The organism is Aureibaculum sp. 2308TA14-22 (assembly GCF_040538665.1).
GTDB lineage: Bacteria > Bacteroidota > Bacteroidia > Flavobacteriales > Flavobacteriaceae > Aureibaculum.
Map to the genome: position 1 here is coordinate 1,800,546 of NZ_JBEWXT010000001.1, position 22,166 is coordinate 1,822,711.

Here is a 22,166-nt window from a genome sequence, read left to right on the forward strand (position 1 = left end):
CTACGCACAATCTTAAACATCAAATCTTCCCCATTGGCACAACTATTGAAATATATAGGTTGGAAATACATTTTTAAATAATTAAGACTCTGATTTTTAGTTAATTAATTTCACTTTAAGAATGTATTATTTTATTGAAACTAACGTTTAATGTCATATTGACCTATATATACTTATGAGTAATCCAAAATTTTTAAATATTGACAGTTTGTCACTTCAACATATGCTTGACGAGGATTCTGAATTGATTCCGTTAATGACACCCGAAGATGAAGAGGAAATAAAAAATGAAGCCATACCAGAGGTATTGCCAATTTTAACCTTAAAAAATACAGTTCTGTTCCCAGGAGTGGTAATTCCTATTACCGCAGGTAGAGACCAATCTATAAAATTGATTAAAGAAGCCAATAAAGGCGATAAAACTATTGGTGTAGTAGCACAAAACAACGAATCGGTTGAAAACCCTACACGTAAAGATTTACATAGCATTGGTACCGTAGCTAGAATTTTACGTGTGCTGAAAATGCCTGATGGAAATACGATGGTGGTTATTCAGGGTAAAAAACGCTTTGAAGTAGGCGAATTTGTGCAAACCGAACCTTACATAAAAGCAACTGCTAAGGAGTTATTGGAAGAAATTCCCGATAAAACCGATACGGAATTCAATGCCATTATTGAGTCCATAAAAGATATTGCGTTAAAGATTATAAAGGAGAACCCCAATTTACCATCTGAAGCTTCTTTTGCCATAAAAAATATTCAAAGCAATTCGTTTTTAGTGAATTTTGTCTCCTCTAACATGAATTTAGGGGTTAAAGACAAACAAGCATTGCTTAATACCAATAGCTTAAAAAAGAGAGCTTTAGAAACCTTAAAAAAGATGGATGCTGAATTACAGCATCTTGAATTGAAAAATGTTATCCATTCTAAAGTCCGTGAGGATATGGACCAACAACAACGCGAATACTACTTACATCAGCAAATGAAAACCATTCAAGAAGAATTAGGTGGTGTTTCTTATGATGAGGAGTTGGAAGAAATGCGTAAAAAAGCGAAAAAGAAAAAATGGAGCAAAGAAGTTGCGGAAACTTTTGATAAAGAGCTAGGCAGATTAAAGCGTATGAACCCGCAAGTGGCGGAATATTCTGTACAACGTAATTATTTAGATTTGTTACTGGATTTGCCTTGGAACGAATTTTCTAAAGATAAATTCGATTTAAAACGTGCGGAAAAAATATTGGATAGAGGCCATTTTGGGCTCGAAAAAGTAAAAGAACGTATTATTGAGCACTTGGCGGTTTTAAAACTAAAAGGCGATATGAAATCACCCATTATTTGTTTGTATGGTCCTCCCGGAGTTGGTAAAACTTCTTTGGGTAAATCGGTTGCTGAATCTTTGGGCAGAAAATATGTAAGAATGTCGCTTGGTGGTTTACGTGACGAAGCTGAAATACGTGGTCATAGAAAAACCTACATAGGTGCTATGCCAGGTAGAATTATTCAAAGTTTGAAAAAAGCGGGTACTTCAAACCCTGTGTTTGTGTTGGATGAAATTGATAAATTATCGCATAGCCATAATGGTGATCCTTCATCTGCTATGTTAGAAGTACTTGACCCCGAGCAAAATAGTGCATTTTATGATAATTATTTAGAGGTAGGTTATGATCTTTCCAAAATTCTATTTATTGCCACAGCTAATAATTTGGGTAATATTCCTTGGGCACTACGTGATAGGATGGAAATTATAAATGTTACTGGATATATTATTGAAGAAAAAATTCAAATTGCCAAGAAGCATTTATTACCAAAACAATTAAAAGCACATGGATTAACTTCAAAAGATATAAAACTCGGAAAGGCTCAATTAGAAAAGATTATCGAAGGATACACCAGAGAATCTGGTGTTCGAACACTTGATAAAATGATAGCAAAAGTGGTACGTTATGCTGCAAAATCCATTGCTATGGAGCAGGAATATCAAGTTAAAATTAGTAATGATGATTTGATAAAAATATTAGGAGCGGCCAATTTAGAACGTAATAAATACGAAAGCAATAAAGTGCCAGGTGTGGTTACAGGTTTAGCATGGACGAGTGTTGGTGGAGACATTTTATTTATTGAATCCATTTTATCAAAAGGTAAAGGTAACCTAACCATCACAGGTAATTTAGGTAAGGTGATGAAAGAATCTGCCACTATCGCAATGGAATTTATCAAAGCAAATGCTGATGAATTTGGTATTAATATTGAAGATTTACAAACTAAAAATGTACATATTCACGTACCCGAAGGTGCTACTCCTAAAGATGGTCCGAGTGCTGGTATTACCATGTTAACATCGTTGGTATCTTCTTTTACAGGCAGAAAAGTAAAAGCCAAATTGGCAATGACGGGTGAAATGACATTACGTGGAAAAGTATTACCTGTTGGTGGTATTAAAGAGAAAATCTTAGCGGCCAAAAGAGCAAATATCAAAGAAATTATTTTGTGTAAAGACAATGAAAAAGACATAAATGAAATAAAAGAAGATTATTTAAAAGGTCTAAAATTTCATTTTGTTGAAACCATGAAAGAAGTTATTGATATTGCGTTGTTGAAACAGTAAGCAATCTCCCCTTTCTTCTGAAAAAATCAGGATTCATTCCCCTCTTTGCTCAAGAGGGGAGCTAGCAAACGATTATATTTTTTCTAAATACTCATAACTATTATATGAAGGCTCCTTCTCCCGAGACCTTGGGATAAAGGGAGGTGAATTTCAACTTTTTCAGTTGGAAGGCGGAGGGATTGCGTTTTTACTTATTATATTTGTAAAAACCCTTAGAAAATGGATTCCTTTTTACAATTCTTTGAGCATATGCCTTCATGGCAAAAATTAGTGTGGATTTTTGTTTGCTTATCATTCAGCTGGTTTTTAGAAGGTATTTACCCTTTAGTTAAACTAAACTATAAGAAGTGGAAGCACGCTGGTGTTAACTTTATCTTTTTAGCTACTAGCTTAACGATAAATGTATTGTTTGGGATTCTAACTGTCGGTGCTTTTGCTTACATTGGCACACATCAATTAGGACTTTTACATTCAGTTGATTTACCCATTTGGGCAGAATTACTCATTGCTATTCTTTTTTTAGATTTTGTGGCTCAATATGCAATACATTATTATTTGCACAAAGTAAAATGGATGTGGAAGTTTCACATGATCCACCATAGCGATACCAAAGTAGATGCGACCACAGGTACGCGGCATCATCCAGGAGATTATATTTTACGGGAAATAGCAGCTTTAATCGCCATCGTAATTATTGGAGCTCCTTTTGCTTTTTACGTAGTCTATAAAATCGTAACCATACTTTTCACCTATTTAACCCATGCCAATATAAATGTCCCCGTTTGGTTAGACAAGCCCTTAAGTTTTATTTTTATTACGCCCAATATACACAAGTTCCACCATCATTTTGAACGACCATGGACTGATACCAACTTTGGAAACATCTTTTCGTTTTGGGATAGAATTTTTGGCACTTTTGTGTATGACAATCCTAGTAAAGTGGTTTATGGACTTGATGTGCTGGATGATAAGCTAGACGAAAATGTGGGCTATCAATTTAAAGTGCCTTTTGATAAAAGGATTAAAACTGATTATTGATGAATATTTTAAATATCATAATTTCTAACATTACAGCAAAAACTATTTCTAGTTTATTCATTTTCATATTAATTGTCGGTTGTTCAACAACTAAAAAAGCTCAACTAGAACAAGATCAAAGTATTTATACGAAAAATTACAAAATACTAAAAGATAGCATTTTCATTATTACACCAGACATTGAAATTAAGGAAAAATCAAAAGGTTTATTTATCGAAAATCCAAAACAAAGAAAATTACTATCTGATTTTACAATCAAAACGATAAAATCAAAACTTCCAAATGCAAGGTATGTAAAAGTTCCATTTTTGTTTGAAGATTATTTGACCATCAATACTGTATTAGAGGGAGAAAAAAAATATAGGAGCAAACAAGCCCCAAAACAACTTTTATTTAATACAAAAAAACATTCAATTTTTATATCTATAAACGGTTATTATGGAGATATTAATGAAGGGCAACTAATGCTTTATCTAATTGACAACAATAATAAAACTTGGAAACTAATTAAAAGATATGAGTTTGATTACAGTCCATTAATTACTTCTAGAATAGAAAAAAGGATAATAAAGGTAATTGAAAAATTATAAAAAATAAATTACATCTTCCCTTTCTGCTCTTCTTCCTTTTCCAACTCCTTTTTATTAGGAAACGTCAATTCGCTACTGTTATAAGTAGTTCCATAAGTTAACGCAGCAGTATATACCTGATTAATAGCACTTAAAATTTCATCTTTTTGTAATTCTTTTAACGGATGTACATACACCGACCATAGTAAATCATCCGCTATGGCATAACGAGCATCTAAAGCGGTATGAAAATTGGCCTCCATCAATTTGAGCAACTCTATATGAGATAATTTTTTCTGCTCGGTAATGGGTGACATAATCCTTAGGCGATTGTTTGTACTGTCTGTGATACAGGCTAACATTCTACCTTTAATCATAAACTGCCAATTGCCTTCTTCGCCCCTAATACTATCAGAAACCACATAAATAATTTTTTCCAAATCACTATTGGTCATGTTTTGCGATTGTACCGAAAATGTAGATACAAAAAAGAACAGTACTAAAATTGCTATATTTTTCATCACTTTAATCGTTATTGAACTATTGGTCTGATATTAAAACGCATCCTTACTCATTTTACTATACCAATACCCATTTTTATTTTGAATGTGATATTTATCCGCAATAAATTATTATTTTTGACAAATCTTTTTGAACAATGCAATTTAAGCATCCAGAAATCCTTTACGCTTTATTTTTGCTGGTCATACCCATTTTAATCCACTTATTTCAACTACGTCGTTTTCAAAAAGTCCCTTTTACCAATGTTAAGTTTTTGAAAGAGGTTGAATTACAAACTCGAAAAAGTTCGAGACTTAAAAAGTTTTTGATTTTATGTACTAGGTTGCTTTTATTTGCAGCCTTAATTTTTGCATTTGCACGACCCTTTATCAGTGCTTCCAATATTAATAACCCTAAACATACCTCAATTTATTTGGATAATTCTTACTCCATGCAAGCTAAAGGCAATGAGGGTGAACTATTAAAAAGAGCAGTACAAGATATTATTGAAAGTACGCAAAATTTAGAGGCCATTAATTTATATACCAACAATGCTACTTATGAAAACCTTTCTGCTAAAGAACTACAAAATACATTATTAGAAATAGACTACTACCCTATTAAAATTGATCTATCCAATATTTTGTTTAAAATTAAAAACAATATAAAAAAGTCAAATACCTTAAATAATATATTTTTAATATCTGATTTTCAGAAATATACATCAGAAAATCAGATAGAAATTGATTCTACCAACACCTATTACATTGCCCAAATTTTACCTCAACAAACTTCCAACATTAGTATTGATAGTGTGTTTATTTCAGATCAGAATAATGAGTCAATACAACTATCCACTATCATAAAAAATTATGGTTTAGATCAAGAAAATGTTTCGGTTAGTTTATATAACAACGATTTGCTATCGGGAAAATCTACGGTAACCATTGCAAAAGACGAATCAGAAAAAATAAATTTCAATATCCCCAATACTGGAAAATTCAATGGCAAACTACAACTGGAAGACGAAAGTCTCACTTTTGATAATGAGTTGTATTTTGTTATCAATAAACCCGAAAAAATAAATGTAACCGCTATTGGCTCTGACAATGGATTTTTATCAAAAATTTATACCAATGACGAATTTAATTTTACATCAACAACAGTAAACGATTTAAATTACAATACGTTAAACAATCAACATTTACTGATATTGAATGAATTAGAGAATATACCCACAGTATTAAATAGCACTTTAAAAACATTTACCGATATTGGTGGTAGTTTGGCTATTATCCCTGCATTAAATGCAGATCTAAATTCTTATAATACATTGCTATCCTCATTAAAAATGGGAAGCTTACAAGGATTGTCCAAATCAGAACTGTCGGTTACTACCATTAAATTTTCACATCCTTTATTAAAAGGTGTATTTGAAAAACAAATCAAGAATTTTCAATATCCCAATGTAAAAAGTAGTTATATAGTTAATTTTAACAACACCTCTTCTATTGTTGATTTTGAAAATGGTAACCCATTTATCTCACAAACAAATACAGTTAAAGGGAAAGTGTATTGGCTTGCAGCATCAATAACTAATGAAAATTCAAGTTTTAAAAATTCACCTTTAATTGTGCCCATTTTTTATAATTTTGCATTGTACAGCCATAACACCTCACAGTTATATTATACTATTGGTAATTTGAATACTATTGAAGTCCCTATAGAATTGTCTAAAGATGAAGTTTTACATCTTGTTAATGATAAAGAAGATTATATCCCATTACAACAAATAAACCCAGACAAAGTAACTATTACTACAGAAACAAATCCTACGAAAAATGGGTTTACAAGAATTGCATATAACGAAAAGGCAATACAACAAATTGCTTTTAATTTTAACAGGTCGGAAAGTGATTTAAAAACCATAACTGTTGAAGAGTATTTTGGAAATGCACCAAACATCAATTTTACGTCAGATGTAAAAGATGCTTTTGTCAATATGTCAAACAACACAAAAATTACAAATTATTGGCAATGGTTTTTAATAGCATCCATACTGTTTTTAATAATTGAAATATTATTGCTTAAATTCCTTTAATTATGAACCTACTTATAAAATCCGCAAAAATAATTGACAGTAAAAGTCCGTATCATTTAAAAAAACGGGATGTTTTAATTGAAAAAGGAAAAATTGCCAATATTGCTTCTACAATAAAAAACCCAAATAAGATAAAGGAAATTAAATTAGAAAATCTCCATATTTCTACGGGATGGTTCGATACGAGCGTTTCTTTTGCGGAGCCTGGTTTTGAAGAACGTGAAACCATAGCAAACGGATTAAAAGTTGCCGCAAAAAGTGGCTTTACCGCTGTGGCAATGAATCCAAATACAAATCCTGTAATCGATAACAAATCTGCTGTTGAATTTTTAGTCAATAAAGCCAAAGGAAATGCTGTACAATTATTTCCGATAGCAAACCTAACTCAAAAAGCAGAAGGAAAAGAATTGGCAGAATTATTTGACATGTACAGTTCTGGTGCTATAGCCTTTGGCGATTATGACAAACCTGTAAACAATGCTAATTTGATGAAAATAGCACTACTTTACGCCCAAAATTTTGATGGATTGGTGTTGAGCTTTCCACAGGACAATTCATTGAGCAATAATGGCGTAGCCAATGAAGGTAAAGTTGCAACTAAGTTAGGTTTAAAAGGCAATCCCGCATTAGCGGAAGAACTACAAGTGGCTAGAGATTTATTTTTATTGGAATATGCAGGAGGCAAATTGCACATACCAACCATTTCCACAGCTAAATCTGTCAAACTAATTGCAGAAGCCAAGAAAAAAGGCTTGGATGTTACTTGCAGTGTAAGTTCACATCATTTGTTCTTAACGGATAACGAATTGAATGAATTCAACACCAATTATAAGGTATCTCCACCTTTAAGGGAAAGAAACGATGTAAATGGGCTAAAAAAAGGGGTTATTAACGGAACTATTGACATGATAACTTCCGATCATAATCCAATTGACATAGAAAACAAAAAAGTAGAATTTGAAAACGCAATGTCAGGAACTATTGGACTTGAGAGCCTTTTTGGGGCTATAAACACCCTTTTCCCCTTAGAAAAAACCATAGATTGTATAACAAATGTACCCAGAAAGCGTTTTAACATTGAAAATCCGACTATTGAGGAAGGTCAGGTGGCAAATATCACGCTTTTTAATCCAGATGTTGAGTACGAATTTACCGAAGAAGATATACTTTCAACATCAAAAAATTCAGCTTTTATAGGCAAAAAATTAAAAGGAAAAGCATATGGTGTTTTTGCCAATAACAAACTCGTAATCAATTAAAATCAATATATTTACAACCAATTAACTAAAACTAAAAATTATGGAACAAAACACAATCGACGAAGGTAAAACAATGGCAATTATTGCTTATATTACTGTAATAGGCACTATCATTGCCTGGTTTATGAACAAAGATAAGAACAATGCGTTTGCTGCATTTCATATTAAACAAGGATGGAAAGTATTTTTCTTTGGACTAGCACTATGGCTAGTATCATTTGTTTTAATTATGGTAACTCAAGTTGCTGCTATCGGTTATCTAGGTTACATTACTTGGATTTTTGTAATCTTAGGTATTATGAATGCAGCTGGTGGCAAAACACAACCACTGCCAGTTATAGGAACTATAGGGGGCTAATTAATTATTTATTTATTTAAAGTAAGAAAATGGAACAAAACACAATCGATGAAGGTAAAACAATGGCAATAATAGCCTATATTACGTTTATAGGTACAATTATAGCTTTTGTAATGAACAATGACAAGAAAAATGCATTCGCATCATTTCATATTAGACAAATGCTTGGCATTATTTTAATAGGTATAGCTTTAAATATAATTTTAAGGTTTTTACCTTTGGGTAGTATTGGATATTTAATAGGATTCTTACCTTTAATACTTATGGTTATGGGTGTAATTGGTGCATCTCAAGGCAAATTATCAAAAGTGCCTGTTTTAGGAGATCAATTCGAAGAATGGTTTAAAGGTATTGGATAAACCAAATTAAAATTAATATTTTTGAACCATCCCGAATACTCGGGATGGTTTTTTTATACAAATAAGTTAAAGTTTATGAATTTATCCTTAGAATATTTAGTCAGACAACCTAAAATTAATATTGAGAAACCACCCTTATTGATTATGCTACATGGCTATGGAAGTAACGAGCAAGACTTATTCTCGTTTGCCAATGAGTTGCCAGACAATTTATTAATTATAAGTGCTAGAGCTCCATTAGCTATGGCATATGATGGTCATGCTTGGTACACTATTCATTTTGATACTACGGATGGCAAATTTTCCGATACCGCTGAAGCTCTAAAATCAAGAGAGATAATTAGTACGTTTATTGATGAGATTCTAGAGAATTATGAAGTTGACCAAAAAAAAGTATTTTTATTGGGCTTCAGTCAAGGTACAATATTAAGCTACTCTGTTGCATTAAGTTATCCTGAAAAAGTGCAATATGTTGTAGGTTTAAGCGGTTATGTTAATAGTGAATTACTTCCTAAAAATTTAGACGCGGTAAACTATAAAAATTTAGAAGTTTACAGTTCTCATGGAACGGTAGATCAGGTTATTCCAGTAGAATGGGCAAGAAAAACCAAACCTTTTTTAGATACCTTAGGTATAAAAAATAGCTATGAGGAATATCAAGTGGGTCATGGCGTGGCTCCTCAAAATTTTTTAAGCTTAAAACAATGGATTGAAAACAGAATCTAATTTTTTATGCTTATTTTAGTAACCTATGTAAATTGAGATGAAAAAATTAGCCATATTACTATTCTTAACCTTGTCAATAACATCCTGTAAAAAATCAGAAGATGTAATTGAAAATCCAGAAGCAAAGACCATCACCTTTACCGTAATTGGAGATGTACCTTACGGTGATACTCAGCGTGATGGACTTATCAATTTAGTTGAAAAACATAATGCTCAAGATGCTTCTGAGTTTGTGGTTCATGTTGGTGATATAAAAAAAGGAGCAGATCCTTGCAATGAAGATGTCTTTATAGATGTCAGTACAATTTTAAAAAAGTTTACAAAACCTACATTTATAATTTTAGGTGACAACGAATATAACGATTGTGATAATCCAAATCAAGCCTTAGGCTTTTGGAATACTTATTTTTTACAATTCAATAAGAATTGGAATTTTACTCATACCGTGATAAACCAACCAAACAGATTGGAAAATTTCAACTGGATTCAAGATAAAGTGCTGTTTATAGGATTGAATATTGTTGGAAGTTCAGTACATGATGAAGACGAATGGCAAACACGCTTAACGGATAATGGCAACTGGGTAAAACAATTACTAGGAACTCATAAAAATACTATTGATGCCGCAGTACTATTTTCGCATGCCAATATGGTGGAAACTGGTCAAAAAAAGTTTGAGCCTTTTACGGATTTATTCAGAGCAGCAGCAGCAGATTTTAATAAACCAACATTAATTATAAACGGAGATGGACATTTTTGGATTAATAATAAACCTTGGCCAGAAAAAAATATTACTCGTATTCAAATTAATGGTGGTGTTGATGCACTTAAGGTCACCATAACCCCAGATTTAGAAAATCCTTTTTCATTTGACAATAATTTTTTAGATTAGTAGAACTCATTATTCATTTAATTAAAAACACAAGCTGAAAAATCTCACCAATTCTAAATTCGACACTATCATTATAGGTTCAGGTGTTGGTGGACTTTCTGCTGCAATTTGTTTGGCCAGAACAGGACAAAAAGTTTTGGTGTTAGAACAACATGATGTTCCCGGGGGTTGGTGTCATAGTTTTTACCTTAACGGATACCGCTTTACGCCTGGGGTACATTATGTGGGCTTGTTAGGTGAAGGAGAATCAACCCGTGAACTTTACGAAGGCCTTGGCATTGCCAATGATCTGGTTTTTTTCAGAATGAACCCAAAAGGTTTTGAGCACTGCTGGATTGGTGATGAACGATTTGATTATCCCTCAAGCCTTGAAGAGTTTAAAAATTTACTCTCACAAAAATTTCCAGAAGAAAAGAAGCAAATACATAAGTATTTGACTTTAGTTGAAAAAGTAACTACAGAACTACAACTTATCCCAAAACTCAAAGGTTTTTGGCAACATTTAACTGTACCGTACAGAACCAGACATATGGGAAAATATGCTCTTTTTAGCCTAAAAAGAGTAATAAATTGGCACATTAAAAATCCGCTATTACAAAAAATATTGAACATTCAATACGGCGATCATGGTTTACCACCATCAAAAGCACCCTTTCCATTACATTGTGCCGTTATGGGTCATTATTTTAATGGTGGTTATTATCCTATGGGTGGTGGTGGTTCCATTGTCAAAGCTATGACCAATAGTATTAAAAAATATGGGAGTCAAGTTAAAACAAAACAAAGCGTAAAATCTATTCTCCTTACAGGAACTAAAAAGAAAAAGGCGATTGGTGTTGAGCTAGAAAACGGAACACAACTGTTTGCGGACAGGGTTATTTCCAATGCCGATCCGGAAATTACATTTTTCAACTTAGTAGGCAAAGAAAATATAAGTACCAAACTTTTAAAAAAGCTGAACAAAACCAAATATTCCTGTACTTCTTTGATGTTGTTTTTGACCGTTGACATGGACGTGAAAAAAGCAGGTTTGGATTCTGGAAATATCTGGTTATTGCCCAATAGAGATATGGATGATTTGTATGAAGAAATGCAAAAAGTTGATATTTTAGAAGGTGATGAATTTCCTGGCCTTTTTATTAGTTGTACTACCCTAAAAGACCCAGCAAGTTTTGATGGTCGTTACCATACTATTGAAGCTATTACTTATATTAACCATAAAGCATTTGATCAATTTAAGAATGAAAAAAACCATGAAAGATCAACTAAATATCTAGCATTTAAAGAACGGTTAACAGAAAAAATAATAAATAGTTTAGTGAGAGTAGCCCCTGGCATTTCTGAAAATATTGTACATAAAGATTTAGGTACTCCTTTAACTAATGAGTATTATATAAACACTACAAAAGGAAGTGTTTATGGTACGGAAAAAAGTTTCAAGCAAATTGGTCCTTTTGCCTATAAGTCAGAAACTGAAATTGAAAACCTTTATTTATGTGGTGCCAGTGTTTTATCTCATGGTGTGGCTGGTGCCAGTTATTCAGGTGTTGAAACTGCTGCTAAAATTCTCGGATGCCAACAGGAAGATTTATTAAAAACTAATGAAAACCAAAACCTAAGAATATACGAAGCAGAAGACGATACCCATTACCCTGAATGGATGCAAAAGAAAATTGAGGTGAAAAAAGCGAGGCAAGAAGCAAAACAACAGTAATCCTATATTATACATTTAATCTCAATCCATCATAAGCTAAAAACACATTTTCTGGCAATTGCTTTTCAACTTCAGAATGAAAACCCAATTTGTGACTTATATGCGTTAAATATGCCTTTTTTGGTTGCAACTCTTCAATAAAATTAAGAGCATCTTCTAAATTCAAATGTGTTGGATGCGGTTCAGTTCTCAAAGCATTAACTACCAAAACGTCTAATTTTTTAAGCTTATTCTTTTCTGCATCTGAAATCGATTTAAGATCGGTTAGATATGCAAAGTTATCTATCCTATAACCAAATATGGGTAGTTTTCCATGTAAAAATTCAATAGGGACTATTTTTTTGTTAGCTAATATAAATTCCTTATTATCAACAACTTGAATACCAGCACTTGGTGCACCAGGATATCGATTTACTTTTGTGAAAATATAATAAAAACGTTGCTCTAAATTACCAATTATCCTTTCGGGTACGTAAAGTGGTACATCTCCCATTTTATGTGAAAATGCCCTAATATCGTCTAATCCTGCAGTATGGTCGGCATGCTCATGCGTAAATACAATTCCATCAATGCTATCAACCTGCTCTCTTAACATTTGCTGTCTAAAATCTGGGCCGCAATCAATCACATAACGATATTCATCCCATTCAATCATTATAGAGCTACGCAACCTTTTATCTTTTGGGTCATCTGACAAACAAACTGGATGATTACTCCCTATTATCGGTATTCCCTGTGAAGTGCCAGTACCTAAAAAAGTAACGTTCATATCAAATCTTTTTACAAAAATAACGTTTAAAATTTAACAAATTTAACGTATAGTTGTTACATTTGTAAAACTAAATAGCTAGAAATGTCAGTTACTTTAAAAGGTGATAAAGAAATTGCTAATATCCCTTCCATAAAAAGGAAATCTTTAAAGATAAATCTTAACGATAATATTTACGGAACGTTTGCTGAAATAGGTGCGGGACAAGAAACTGTACGTAATTTCTTCAGAGCTGGTGGTGCTTCCGGAACTATAGCAAAAGCTATGTCTGCTTATGACAAAGATTTCTCCGATGCCATTTATGGTATTGAACATGATAATAGATATGTAACTCAACCTCGCTTAAAAAGAATGTTAACTCACGAAATTGAGTTAATGGAAGATAGATTAAGTAGGTCTAAGCATCCTGAAAAATTATTCTTTTCTTATGCCAATACAGTTGCTACCATAGATTTTGCCAAAAAATTTAAAGGTCATGGATGGGTTGGTATAAAATTTCAGTTAGATCCTCTTGAAGATTATAATGAAATAGTACTACACATACGCTTTAAGCAAACTGATGCTCGTTTACAACAAGAAACCCTTGGTATATTAGGTGTAAATCTTATTTACGGAGCATTTTATATGAATGACAGACCAAAGGAATTGTTAAAATCTTTCTATGATCATTTGGATAAAGACCAAATTGAAATAGACATGATCAATTTTTCTGGACCACGTTTTATGTACGTGGATAATAGATTGATGAGTTTACAATTGGTGAAAAATGGAATGACAGATGCCGTAATGTTTGGCCCTGACGGAAATAATTTATTACCTGCTCAAGTTTTATACAAAAAAAATATTTTAGCATTACGTGGTAGCTTTAGACCAGTTACCAAAGTGAATATGGATATGTTTAAGAATGCTCAAGAAATGTTCTTGGACGAAAAAACCGTATCTGAAGAGAATGCTAAAATCATATTCGAAATTACCTTGGCAAATCTAAGAGCTGAAGGTGAAATAAATGAACGTGATTTTTTAGATAGAGCCGAATTGCTTTGTTCTTTGGGTCAGAATGTAATGATTACCAATTTTCAAGAATATTATAAATTAGTTGAATATTTTGCTCAGTTTACCAAAGCAAGAATGGCATTGGCAATGGGTGTGTACAATTTAGTTCAGATTTTTGATGAAAAATACTATCGTCATTTAAGTGGTGGAATTCTCGAAGCCTTTGGTAAATTATTCTTTAAAGATTTAAAAGTATATCTATACCCTTTAAAAGATCCTGATACAGGTGAGTTCATTACCAGCGAGACACTTAAAGTACATCCACGTATGAAAGAATTATACAAATTCTTTAAATACAATGGTAAAATGTTAGATATCAAGAACTTTAACCCTGATATATTGGATATTTTCTCAAGAGATGTTTTACAAATGATTGCAGACGGTAAAGAAGGTTGGGAAGATATGATTCCCGATGTTGTAGCAGATTTGATTAAAGATCACCGTTTATTTGGTTATTCTAGCAGAAAATTTGCTAAACATAATAACTAGAAAAACAATCTCTTTCTTCTCGTTTGGCTAAAAAAATCAATGAATCTAACCATTTATTAAATATTATTATTAAAAAAACTTTCGTAAATAAAATTCAAAAATAAAAGGATTATTATTATCGAAAATATCAAAATAGCGAGCTTTGCAAGCTGCTTTTTGTTTCTATTCATTTTAATTTTTCGGTTCATTTTTGTTGGTTTTTAGCTTAAAATTTGGGCTGCGTGATCCTTGGTTTTAACTTTGGTAATTATATTTTCTATTATTCCTTTTTCGTCAATAACAAAAGTAGTCCTATATATTCCATCAAATTCTCTTCCCATAAATTTTTTAGGCCCCCAAACTTTATAAGCATTAATTACTTCTTTATCTACATCAGCTAACAACGGAAAAGGCAATGAATTTTTAGTAACAAAGTTTCCTTGTTTTCTTTCGGTATCTGCACTAACACCCAATAAAGCAAAACCCTTTTCTTTTAAGTTTGAATAATTATCACGTAAGTTACAGACCTCGGCGGTACAACCAGGCGTACTAGCACGTGGGTAAAAAAATAGTATCAGTTTATTTCCTGAGTAATCCTCTAAATTTCTGGTTTCTCCTTCGTGGTCAGTAGCTTTAAAATCAGGTGCTCTCTCCCCTATTTTTAATGTCGTCATTATTATTATTTTTGTTTGAACAAATCTAATCAAAAAATGACGAAAAAAGAAAGTGTGGCTTTTGTGATAAAAACATTGGAAGAATTATATCCAAATCCACCGATACCCTTAACGCACAAAGATCCATATACATTATTAATTTCTGTGCTACTTTCTGCCCAAAGCACTGATAATAGGGTAAATACCATTACTCCACTGCTATTTGAAAAAGCTGACAATCCCTATGATATGATTAAATTAAGTGTAGATGAAATCAGGGAAATTATAAAACCCGTAGGACTTTCGCCGATGAAATCAAAAGGTATATATGGTCTATCACATATATTAATCGACAAACATAACGGAGAAGTTCCTCAAAATTTTGAAGATTTAGAAGCACTACCTGCTGTTGGACATAAAACAGCTTCAGTAGTAATGAGTCAAGCATTTAATACCCCATCTTTCCCGGTAGATACACATATCCATAGATTAATGTACAGATGGAATTTAAGTTCTGGGAAAAATGTAGTACAAACAGAAAAAGATGCAAAAAGACTGTTTCCGAAAGAATTGTGGAATACATTGCACTTACAAATTATATATTATGGTAGAGAATACTCGCCAGCAAGAGGGTGGGATTTAGAAAAAGATATTATAACAAAAAAAATAGGCAGAAAAAGTGTTCTTAATGCCTACTACAAAAAATAAAAAAAGGCTTGCAATTTCTTACAAGCCTTTTCTTTTAATTCAAATTAAACAAAATCTTTTTGTCTTCCTCATTTTTAACTACTTCAACAGATTTGGAGTAATTTAAAATAAATGAGATTGTACTTTCTTTGGGGGCGAATTGCTTATTCAGCAATTCTTCAGTGTAAATTTTCTTCATATATACTAAAATTAAGTGTTAGGGTTGAGTATATAACGAAGAAAAATTTACATTATTGTTAATTAGTTAAAACTATTTTATTTTTTTCAATAATTTTCCTCAAATTAATCAAAGCGTAACGCATTCTACCTAAGGCAGTATTGATGCTAACCCCAGTGTTTTCAGAGATTTCCTTAAAACTCATATCTCTGTAAATACGCATAATTAAAACTTCTTTTTGATCTTCAGGTAGCTCTTCAATTATCCGTCTTACATCAAAATGTATCTGATTTTTGATAATTTCTTTCTCAGCATTTAGCGAAGAATCGCTTAAAACAGAAAAAATATCGAATTCTTCAGTATTTTTGAATGAAGGCATTCTATTGCTTTTTCTAAAATGGTCAATAACCAAATTGTGCGAAATACGCATTACCCAAGGTAAAAATTTACCTTCCTCGTTATAGTTACCTAATTTTAAAGTTCTGATTACTTTGATAAAAGCATCTTGAAAAATATCTTCTGCGATATCTCTATCTAATACTTTTGAATAAATAAAACTGTAGATTTTTTGTTTGTGACGACCAACTAAAATTTCTAATGACCTTTCACTTCCATTAATGTAGTTCCTTACTAAGACGCTATCATCTAACTTTTGTTTTTGCATAATTCCCTTTTTGGTTAATGAAGCTATGAGACTTCGTTAATTAAATTTAAAAAGTAGAACTATACTATACGCGTTATTTTTTAGTTAAGGGGAAACTAGTTCCTGTTATTAATGTGTTCAAATAATCAAAGTGAACGGGGCAAATATAATGACAAACTTTTTAATAAAACAAACTTTTTTTAAAAATATTTTACAACGCACTATATTTTTTTTACAAAAATAAGTCACTATCTTTGTCGCTATTTCATATTTTAAAGGGCTTCCGTGAAGATAGATAACTTAGATCCAAAAGAGCAAATAATTATAAAAAAAGCTGCATTACACAACTTAAAAGATGTAAATGTGGCCATTCCAAGAAATAAATTAGTAGTAATTACTGGTTTGTCCGGATCCGGAAAATCGAGCTTGGCATTTGACACATTGTATGCAGAAGGGCAACGCAGATATGTAGAAAGTTTATCATCGTATGCAAGACAATTTTTGGGCAAACTGAACAAACCAAAAGTTGAATATATTAAAGGTATAGCTCCAGCTATTGCCATAGAACAAAAGGTAAATAGTACAAATCCGCGTTCAACAGTAGGTACATCTACCGAAATTTACGATTATCTAAAACTATTGTATGCTAGAATTGGCAGAACTTTTTCGCCCATTTCAGGTAATGAAGTCAAGAAAAATACAGTAACCGATGTTATTGACCATGTAAAAAAGTATAGTGAAGGGAGCAAACTGTTATTACTTGCACCTATATATATAGAAAAGGGCAGAACCTTAAAAAAGGTATTGCAAATTCTGGAACAGCAAGGATATGCCAGAATAAAAGTTGATAATGAAGTGGTGAGGATTAATGATTTTAAACCAAAAAATCAAAAAGAATTTCAACTAGTAGTAGACAGAATTATAGTAAAAGACGATGAGGATTTTTACAACCGCTTGGGCGATGCCATTGAAACCGCTTTTTTTGAAGGCAAAGGAGAATGTATTATTGAAGATTTATCTAACCATAAACAACACCTTTTTAACAATAAGTTTGAATTGGACGGGCTTTCCTTTTTAGAACCCAATACCCATTTGTTCAGCTTTAACAATCCTTACGGTGCTTGCCCAACTTGCGAAGGCTATGGAAATGTTATTGGTATTGATGCAGATTTGGTAATACCCAATACAGCCTTATCCATTTATGAAGATGCCATAGTTCCGTGGCGAACGGATTCGTTTTTGGAATACAAGGAAGCCTTAATCGATAATGCTTATAAGTTTGATTTTCCGATTCATAAGCCTTATTTTGAATTGACCGAAGACCAAAAACAATTGCTTTGGGACGGCAATAAATATTTTCACGGGCTCAATACTTTCTTTAAACATATAGAAGAAAAAACCTATAAAATCCAATATCGTGTAATGCTTTCGCGATATCGTGGTAAAACAAAATGTACTACATGCAATGGCAAAAGGTTGCGTGAAGAAACGTCTTATATAAAAATTGACAATACAACCATAATGGATCTAGTAAACTTACCAATTAATGAAGTATTGGATTTCTTTAAAGATTTAAAACTCTCCGAACACGATCAAAAAATAGCCAAACGTTTGTTAAAAGAAATTAATAATCGATTACAATTTTTATCGGATGTAGGGCTAAACTACCTAAGTTTAAACCGGGCATCAAATACCCTTTCTGGTGGAGAGAGTCAACGTATTAACTTAGCCACTTCATTAGGTAGCAGTTTAGTAGGTTCTATGTATATTTTGGATGAACCTAGTATTGGCTTACATTCCAAAGATACCGAACGTCTGATCAAAGTTTTGAAAGGGTTACGTGACCTAGGCAATACCGTTATTGTGGTAGAGCATGACGAAGATATTATGAAAGCGGCAGACCATATTATTGATATCGGCCCTGAAGCGGGTACTTTTGGTGGCGAATTAGTAGCTCAGGGTACTTATCAAGAAATCTTAAACTCGGATACCTTAACGGCAAGTTACCTTTCTGGGAAATTAAAAATTGAAGTTCCTAAAGAACGAAGAAAAGTTACGGATTTTATAAAAGTTATTGGTGCAAGGGAACATAATTTAAAGAACATTGATGTTGAATTCCCTTTAAACACCTTAACTATGGTTACAGGTGTTTCTGGTAGTGGTAAAAGTACATTGATAAAAAACATACTCTATCCCGCCTTACAGAAAAAATTGTTCAATTATGGTGAAAAGCCCGGACAGTTTACAAGCATAGAAGGCAATTTTTCTACCGTAAAAAGTGTAGAATTTATCGATCAGAACCCTATTGGACGATCAAGTCGGTCTAATCCTGTTACCTATATTAAGGTATATGATGATATTAGAGCATTATTTACTAAGCAAAAATTATCAAAAATAAGAGGCTATAAGGCCAAACATTTTTCCTTTAATGTGGATGGTGGCAGATGTGAAACCTGTAAAGGTGAAGGCGAAGTAACCATAGGTATGCAATTTATGGCTGATGTACATTTACCATGCGAAACCTGTAAAGGCAAACGTTTTAAAAAAGAAATTTTAGAAGTAAACTTTGAAAACAAATCCATTGCTGATGTATTGGAAATGACCATTGATGAAGCCACTGCATTTTTTAAACAGTATGAACAAAAAAAGATAGTTACCAAATTAAAACCGTTACAAGACGTTGGGTTGGGCTATGTACAATTGGGACAAGCTTCTTCTACCCTTTCGGGCGGTGAGGCACAACGGATAAAACTAGCTTCGTTCTTAGTAAAAGGGACGACAAAAGACAAAGTACTTTTTATCTTTGATGAACCTACTACAGGTTTGCACTTTCATGATATTAAAAAACTGTTGGCCTCTTTTAATGCCCTAATCGAAAAAGGACATACTATTGTGGTTATTGAACATAATATAGACTTAATAAAGTGTGCCGACTATATTATTGACCTTGGCAAAGATGGCGGAAAAACGGGTGGTAATTTGTTGTTTCAAGGCTTGCCCGAGGATTTGGTAAAAGTTAAGGAATCTTATACGGCTTATTATTTAAAAGAAAAGCTGAATTAAAATTCTAGAATTTTAATTCAGCTTTTCTTTATTTATATCTATTAGTAAATAACCGAATCAATCCAGGCATTAGCCTTTGAAACCCTAGCAAGTGCCATAACCGCAGTATATTTAATCTCTCTGTTCAATGCCCCAGAAACTATACCGACTAGAACAAATTCACCATTATCTTCCATAAATACGCCACCACCACTGTCTCCTTTTGACCCTCCAATTTCCAGATCAAGGGGAATAGGAGAACCAAAATGATTGAACTCATTATTCTCAGGGTTATCAAAATCGCATACCATAACACTAGTAGTGAATTCTCTATTTTCAAAAGAACCGCCAATTGCATCAACCACATTTTGTCCACCTAGTTTTTCTTGTTTTCTGGGATTGTCCATACCTACTTTTCCATTACCAATAAATCCATATCCAACTTTAGTAATTGTTTGTCCCAACTCTTTATCTCCGTAATATCGAATTGCCGGTTTTATGTCCAAAACGGGGTTTTCAAGTTCTATCAAGGCCATATCACACCCTATCCATTGGGTTTCTTGAGCATCTGGTTTTAATTCTGGGTGCCTAAATATTCTTTTTGTTTCATAAAAATGGTCACCAAATTTCCATACAGAAGAGTCCTGCACGAAGTGTGCTGCGGTTAACACCCATTTTGGGGCTATTAATACACCTACTGCGTAGTCATTACTTTCTTCAGATTCAGAATATCGACCAACACAATCAAACTCATCACGATTACCAACTTCTCTATATTTTTCAATAGCGACATCATGTCTGATAATTCCCATAAAATTTGAAGTACTAAAACTAAGTAGTATTAAACTAACTGTAACTATTAATAGAATGTTTACTTTTTTCATTTTTATATTTTTGTTTTGTTATAAATCGTTTTCTAATGTTTCAAGTTTTTCTATAGCCCAAGTATTTTTTGGTTCCAACTTCAAGCTTTTTTTATAATTTTCTATGGCAAGTTCTTTATTCCCTTTATCCAAATAAGTATCCGCAAGAATACTGAAACCGAAGAAAGATTCCGGAAATCTAGCTACTACTATTTTTAATAAATCAATAGCTTTATTATGATCTTTAGCATCTCTGTATTTAGATGCAGCGTCCATAATATATCGCTCCGAAAGTTTGTCCTGTAAACTTTCAGATTTAGTTAATGCGGCATCATATCCTTGCGTTTTGTAAATGGATACTAATTCTTCAGAGTTCAAATACATATCCGTTTCTGAGGTGGCACCGGCTAAGGTTTTTCTTATAAAACTCCTAACCTCAACCCAACCGTTTAATGCACTTCTATTAGATAAGGTTACCACAGTATAACCTTTATCTTTATAGACATCTAATTCTGCAGACACGCCATGTGCACCTCCGTTATGGCCATAGACTTCAGTATCATTAAAATTATTAAGACCAAATCCATAACCATAATTATTACCATAATCACTTGAGGTCATTAAAGCAAAGCTCTCTTCTGAAATAAGTGTATTGTTTTTTAGAGCTATTGAAAAATTAAACAAATCATTAGCGGTTGTATATCCACCACCAGCAGAACTTCCCTTCGCTCCTTTCATATAAGTACTCGTTTTCCAGACATTGTTTTCGCCTTTTTTAATATATCCTTCTGCGAGGTTATCTATAGATGAATCAGTCTCATAGTTATCTGTGTCATTCATATTAGTTGGAACGAAAATATGCTCTCTAACATAATTATAATAGTCTTTGTCAGATAGTTCTTCTATTATCAAACCAAGCACAACATAACCAGCATTACTATAACTAAATTGACTCCCCGGAGTAAACAATATGGAATCATCCTTAAAAAAATCAAAATAATCCTTTAATGACCTTACCGTGTGCTTCGCTTTAAACTCAAACTCGTCATTAAAAAAATCTGATAAGCCGGAGGTATGAGTTAATAGTTGATGAATCGTGACACTATCTCTCACCGTTTTATTAGGATAATTTGGAAGTATTTTACCCACGGTATCATCCAAATTTAATTTGTCTTGTTCTTTTAATTGCATTATAGCAACTGCAGTAAACATCTTACTCATAGAGGCGATACCAAATTTGGTTTCCATTTTATTCGGAACTTTATGAGCCAAGTTTGCATATCCATATGCTTTTTGAAATAGTATTTTGTTATCCTTTGCAATGAGAACCGTGCCACTATAACCATCGTTATTCGATATTTCTAAAAGCTTTTTTTCAATTTCCGTAACTTCATTGTTTACCAAGTTATTTTGATTTAGCTTACAACTAGTTACTATTAGTATTAAAATTATAAGAAGTGTATTTTTCATGATTAATGATTTTTAAAGTTAATTTGATGTTTTCCAATTTATTTGTGCACTTTTAATAAATTTGAGATTATAACTGAATATTATTTTTCAATTTGTTAATGTGATACTTCAAAGTTTGAAAAGGTTACAAATAATTAAATTTTTATTTTTTTGGAAATTCTGTAACCTTTTATGAAGTGGGCGTATCCTATTTGTAATAATTTAAACTTAAAATAAAA

20 protein-coding genes are annotated in these 22,166 nt (G+C 32.4%); 13 read left to right on the plus strand and 7 right to left on the minus strand.

Translation table 11 applies throughout. From position 1 onward, the window contains the following. Positions 1-175 precede the first annotated feature (175 nt). From lon to U5A88_RS07910, 3 genes are all read left to right on the plus strand, one after another. Entirely contained in the window at positions 176-2,605 is a 2,430-nt protein-coding gene (lon, locus tag U5A88_RS07900) for an endopeptidase La (protein WP_354205321.1), read from the plus strand. Between the two features lie 219 nt (positions 2,606-2,824). After that, complete coding sequence (locus U5A88_RS07905; protein ID WP_354205323.1) at positions 2,825-3,643, plus strand: sterol desaturase family protein; 819 nt, start codon at positions 2,825-2,827, stop codon at positions 3,641-3,643. Beyond that, positions 3,643-4,233 (plus strand): hypothetical protein, encoded by a 591-nt coding sequence (locus U5A88_RS07910; protein ID WP_354205325.1) that lies wholly within the window; start codon positions 3,643-3,645, stop codon positions 4,231-4,233. Before U5A88_RS07905 ends, U5A88_RS07910 begins: the two co-directional genes overlap by 1 nt. 8 nt (positions 4,234-4,241) lie before the next feature. On the opposite strand, the gene U5A88_RS07915 is transcribed toward U5A88_RS07910, so the two are convergent. Next, complete coding sequence (locus U5A88_RS07915; protein WP_354205327.1) at positions 4,242-4,733, minus strand: hypothetical protein; 492 nt, start codon at positions 4,731-4,733, stop codon at positions 4,242-4,244. A 137-nt stretch (positions 4,734-4,870) separates the two neighbouring features. Between U5A88_RS07915 and U5A88_RS07920 the strand changes: the two genes are divergently transcribed. The 7 genes from U5A88_RS07920 (at position 4,871) to U5A88_RS07950 (ending at position 12,122) form a co-directional block, all read left to right on the plus strand. Next, entirely contained in the window at positions 4,871-6,814 is a 1,944-nt protein-coding gene (locus U5A88_RS07920) for a BatA domain-containing protein (protein WP_354205329.1), read from the plus strand. Between the two features lie 2 nt (positions 6,815-6,816). Next, positions 6,817-8,073, plus strand: coding sequence for a dihydroorotase (locus U5A88_RS07925; protein WP_354205331.1), 1,257 nt, complete (start codon positions 6,817-6,819; stop codon positions 8,071-8,073). A gap of 40 nt (positions 8,074-8,113) precedes the next feature. Next, positions 8,114-8,431, plus strand: a complete 318-nt coding sequence (locus U5A88_RS07930) for a hypothetical protein (protein WP_354205333.1) — start codon at positions 8,114-8,116, stop codon at positions 8,429-8,431. A 29-nt stretch (positions 8,432-8,460) separates the two neighbouring features. Continuing rightward, entirely contained in the window at positions 8,461-8,790 is a 330-nt protein-coding gene (locus U5A88_RS07935) for a DUF4870 domain-containing protein (protein WP_354205335.1), read from the plus strand. Between the two features lie 75 nt (positions 8,791-8,865). After that, positions 8,866-9,516, plus strand: a complete 651-nt coding sequence (locus U5A88_RS07940; RefSeq protein ID WP_354205337.1) for an alpha/beta hydrolase — start codon at positions 8,866-8,868, stop codon at positions 9,514-9,516. A gap of 37 nt (positions 9,517-9,553) precedes the next feature. Next, the gene (locus U5A88_RS07945; protein ID WP_354205339.1) at positions 9,554-10,408 is read left to right on the plus strand and encodes a metallophosphoesterase; all 855 of its coding nucleotides are present in this window, start codon (positions 9,554-9,556) and stop codon (positions 10,406-10,408) included. 73 nt (positions 10,409-10,481) lie between these two features. Further along, the gene (locus tag U5A88_RS07950; protein WP_354208161.1) at positions 10,482-12,122 is read left to right on the plus strand and encodes a phytoene desaturase family protein; all 1,641 of its coding nucleotides are present in this window, start codon (positions 10,482-10,484) and stop codon (positions 12,120-12,122) included. Between the two features lie 7 nt (positions 12,123-12,129). Here U5A88_RS07950 and U5A88_RS07955 read toward each other — a convergent pair whose 3' ends face one another. Next, the gene (locus U5A88_RS07955) at positions 12,130-12,891 is read right to left on the minus strand and encodes an MBL fold metallo-hydrolase (protein ID WP_354205341.1); all 762 of its coding nucleotides are present in this window, start codon (positions 12,889-12,891) and stop codon (positions 12,130-12,132) included. An 84-nt stretch (positions 12,892-12,975) separates the two neighbouring features. Here U5A88_RS07955 and U5A88_RS07960 point away from each other — a divergent pair, with 84 nt between their 5' ends. After that, complete coding sequence (locus U5A88_RS07960; RefSeq protein WP_354205342.1) at positions 12,976-14,433, plus strand: TonB-dependent receptor; 1,458 nt, start codon at positions 12,976-12,978, stop codon at positions 14,431-14,433. A 200-nt stretch (positions 14,434-14,633) separates the two neighbouring features. On the opposite strand, the gene bcp is transcribed toward U5A88_RS07960, so the two are convergent. After that, positions 14,634-15,086 carry a thioredoxin-dependent thiol peroxidase gene (gene bcp / locus U5A88_RS07965; protein WP_354205344.1) on the minus strand — a complete coding sequence of 151 codons (453 nt, stop codon included), beginning with the start codon at positions 15,084-15,086 and terminating at the stop codon, positions 14,634-14,636. A 36-nt stretch (positions 15,087-15,122) separates the two neighbouring features. Here bcp and U5A88_RS07970 point away from each other — a divergent pair, with 36 nt between their 5' ends. Next, positions 15,123-15,773: an endonuclease III domain-containing protein gene (locus tag U5A88_RS07970; RefSeq protein ID WP_354205346.1), complete on the plus strand. Its 651-nt coding sequence runs from the start codon at positions 15,123-15,125 to the stop codon at positions 15,771-15,773. 34 nt (positions 15,774-15,807) lie between these two features. Here U5A88_RS07970 and U5A88_RS07975 read toward each other — a convergent pair whose 3' ends face one another. Together U5A88_RS07975 and U5A88_RS07980 are read right to left on the minus strand one after the other, a co-directional pair. Then, positions 15,808-15,951 (minus strand): hypothetical protein, encoded by a 144-nt coding sequence (locus U5A88_RS07975; RefSeq protein ID WP_354205348.1) that lies wholly within the window; start codon positions 15,949-15,951, stop codon positions 15,808-15,810. Positions 15,952-16,009: 58 nt separating this feature from the next. Next, positions 16,010-16,594: an RNA polymerase sigma factor gene (locus tag U5A88_RS07980; protein WP_321976420.1), complete on the minus strand. Its 585-nt coding sequence runs from the start codon at positions 16,592-16,594 to the stop codon at positions 16,010-16,012. Positions 16,595-16,858: 264 nt separating this feature from the next. Between U5A88_RS07980 and uvrA the strand changes: the two genes are divergently transcribed. Beyond that, positions 16,859-19,636: an excinuclease ABC subunit UvrA gene (gene uvrA, locus U5A88_RS07985; RefSeq protein ID WP_354205350.1), complete on the plus strand. Its 2,778-nt coding sequence runs from the start codon at positions 16,859-16,861 to the stop codon at positions 19,634-19,636. Positions 19,637-19,677: 41 nt separating this feature from the next. On the opposite strand, the gene U5A88_RS07990 is transcribed toward uvrA, so the two are convergent. Next, a complete protein-coding gene (locus U5A88_RS07990) occupies positions 19,678-20,499 on the minus strand; it encodes a trypsin-like serine protease (RefSeq protein WP_354205352.1) in 822 nt (273 codons plus the stop codon). Between the two features lie 18 nt (positions 20,500-20,517). Beyond that, positions 20,518-21,948 carry a serine hydrolase gene (locus U5A88_RS07995; protein WP_354205353.1) on the minus strand — a complete coding sequence of 477 codons (1,431 nt, stop codon included), beginning with the start codon at positions 21,946-21,948 and terminating at the stop codon, positions 20,518-20,520. Positions 21,949-22,166 lie beyond the last annotated feature (218 nt).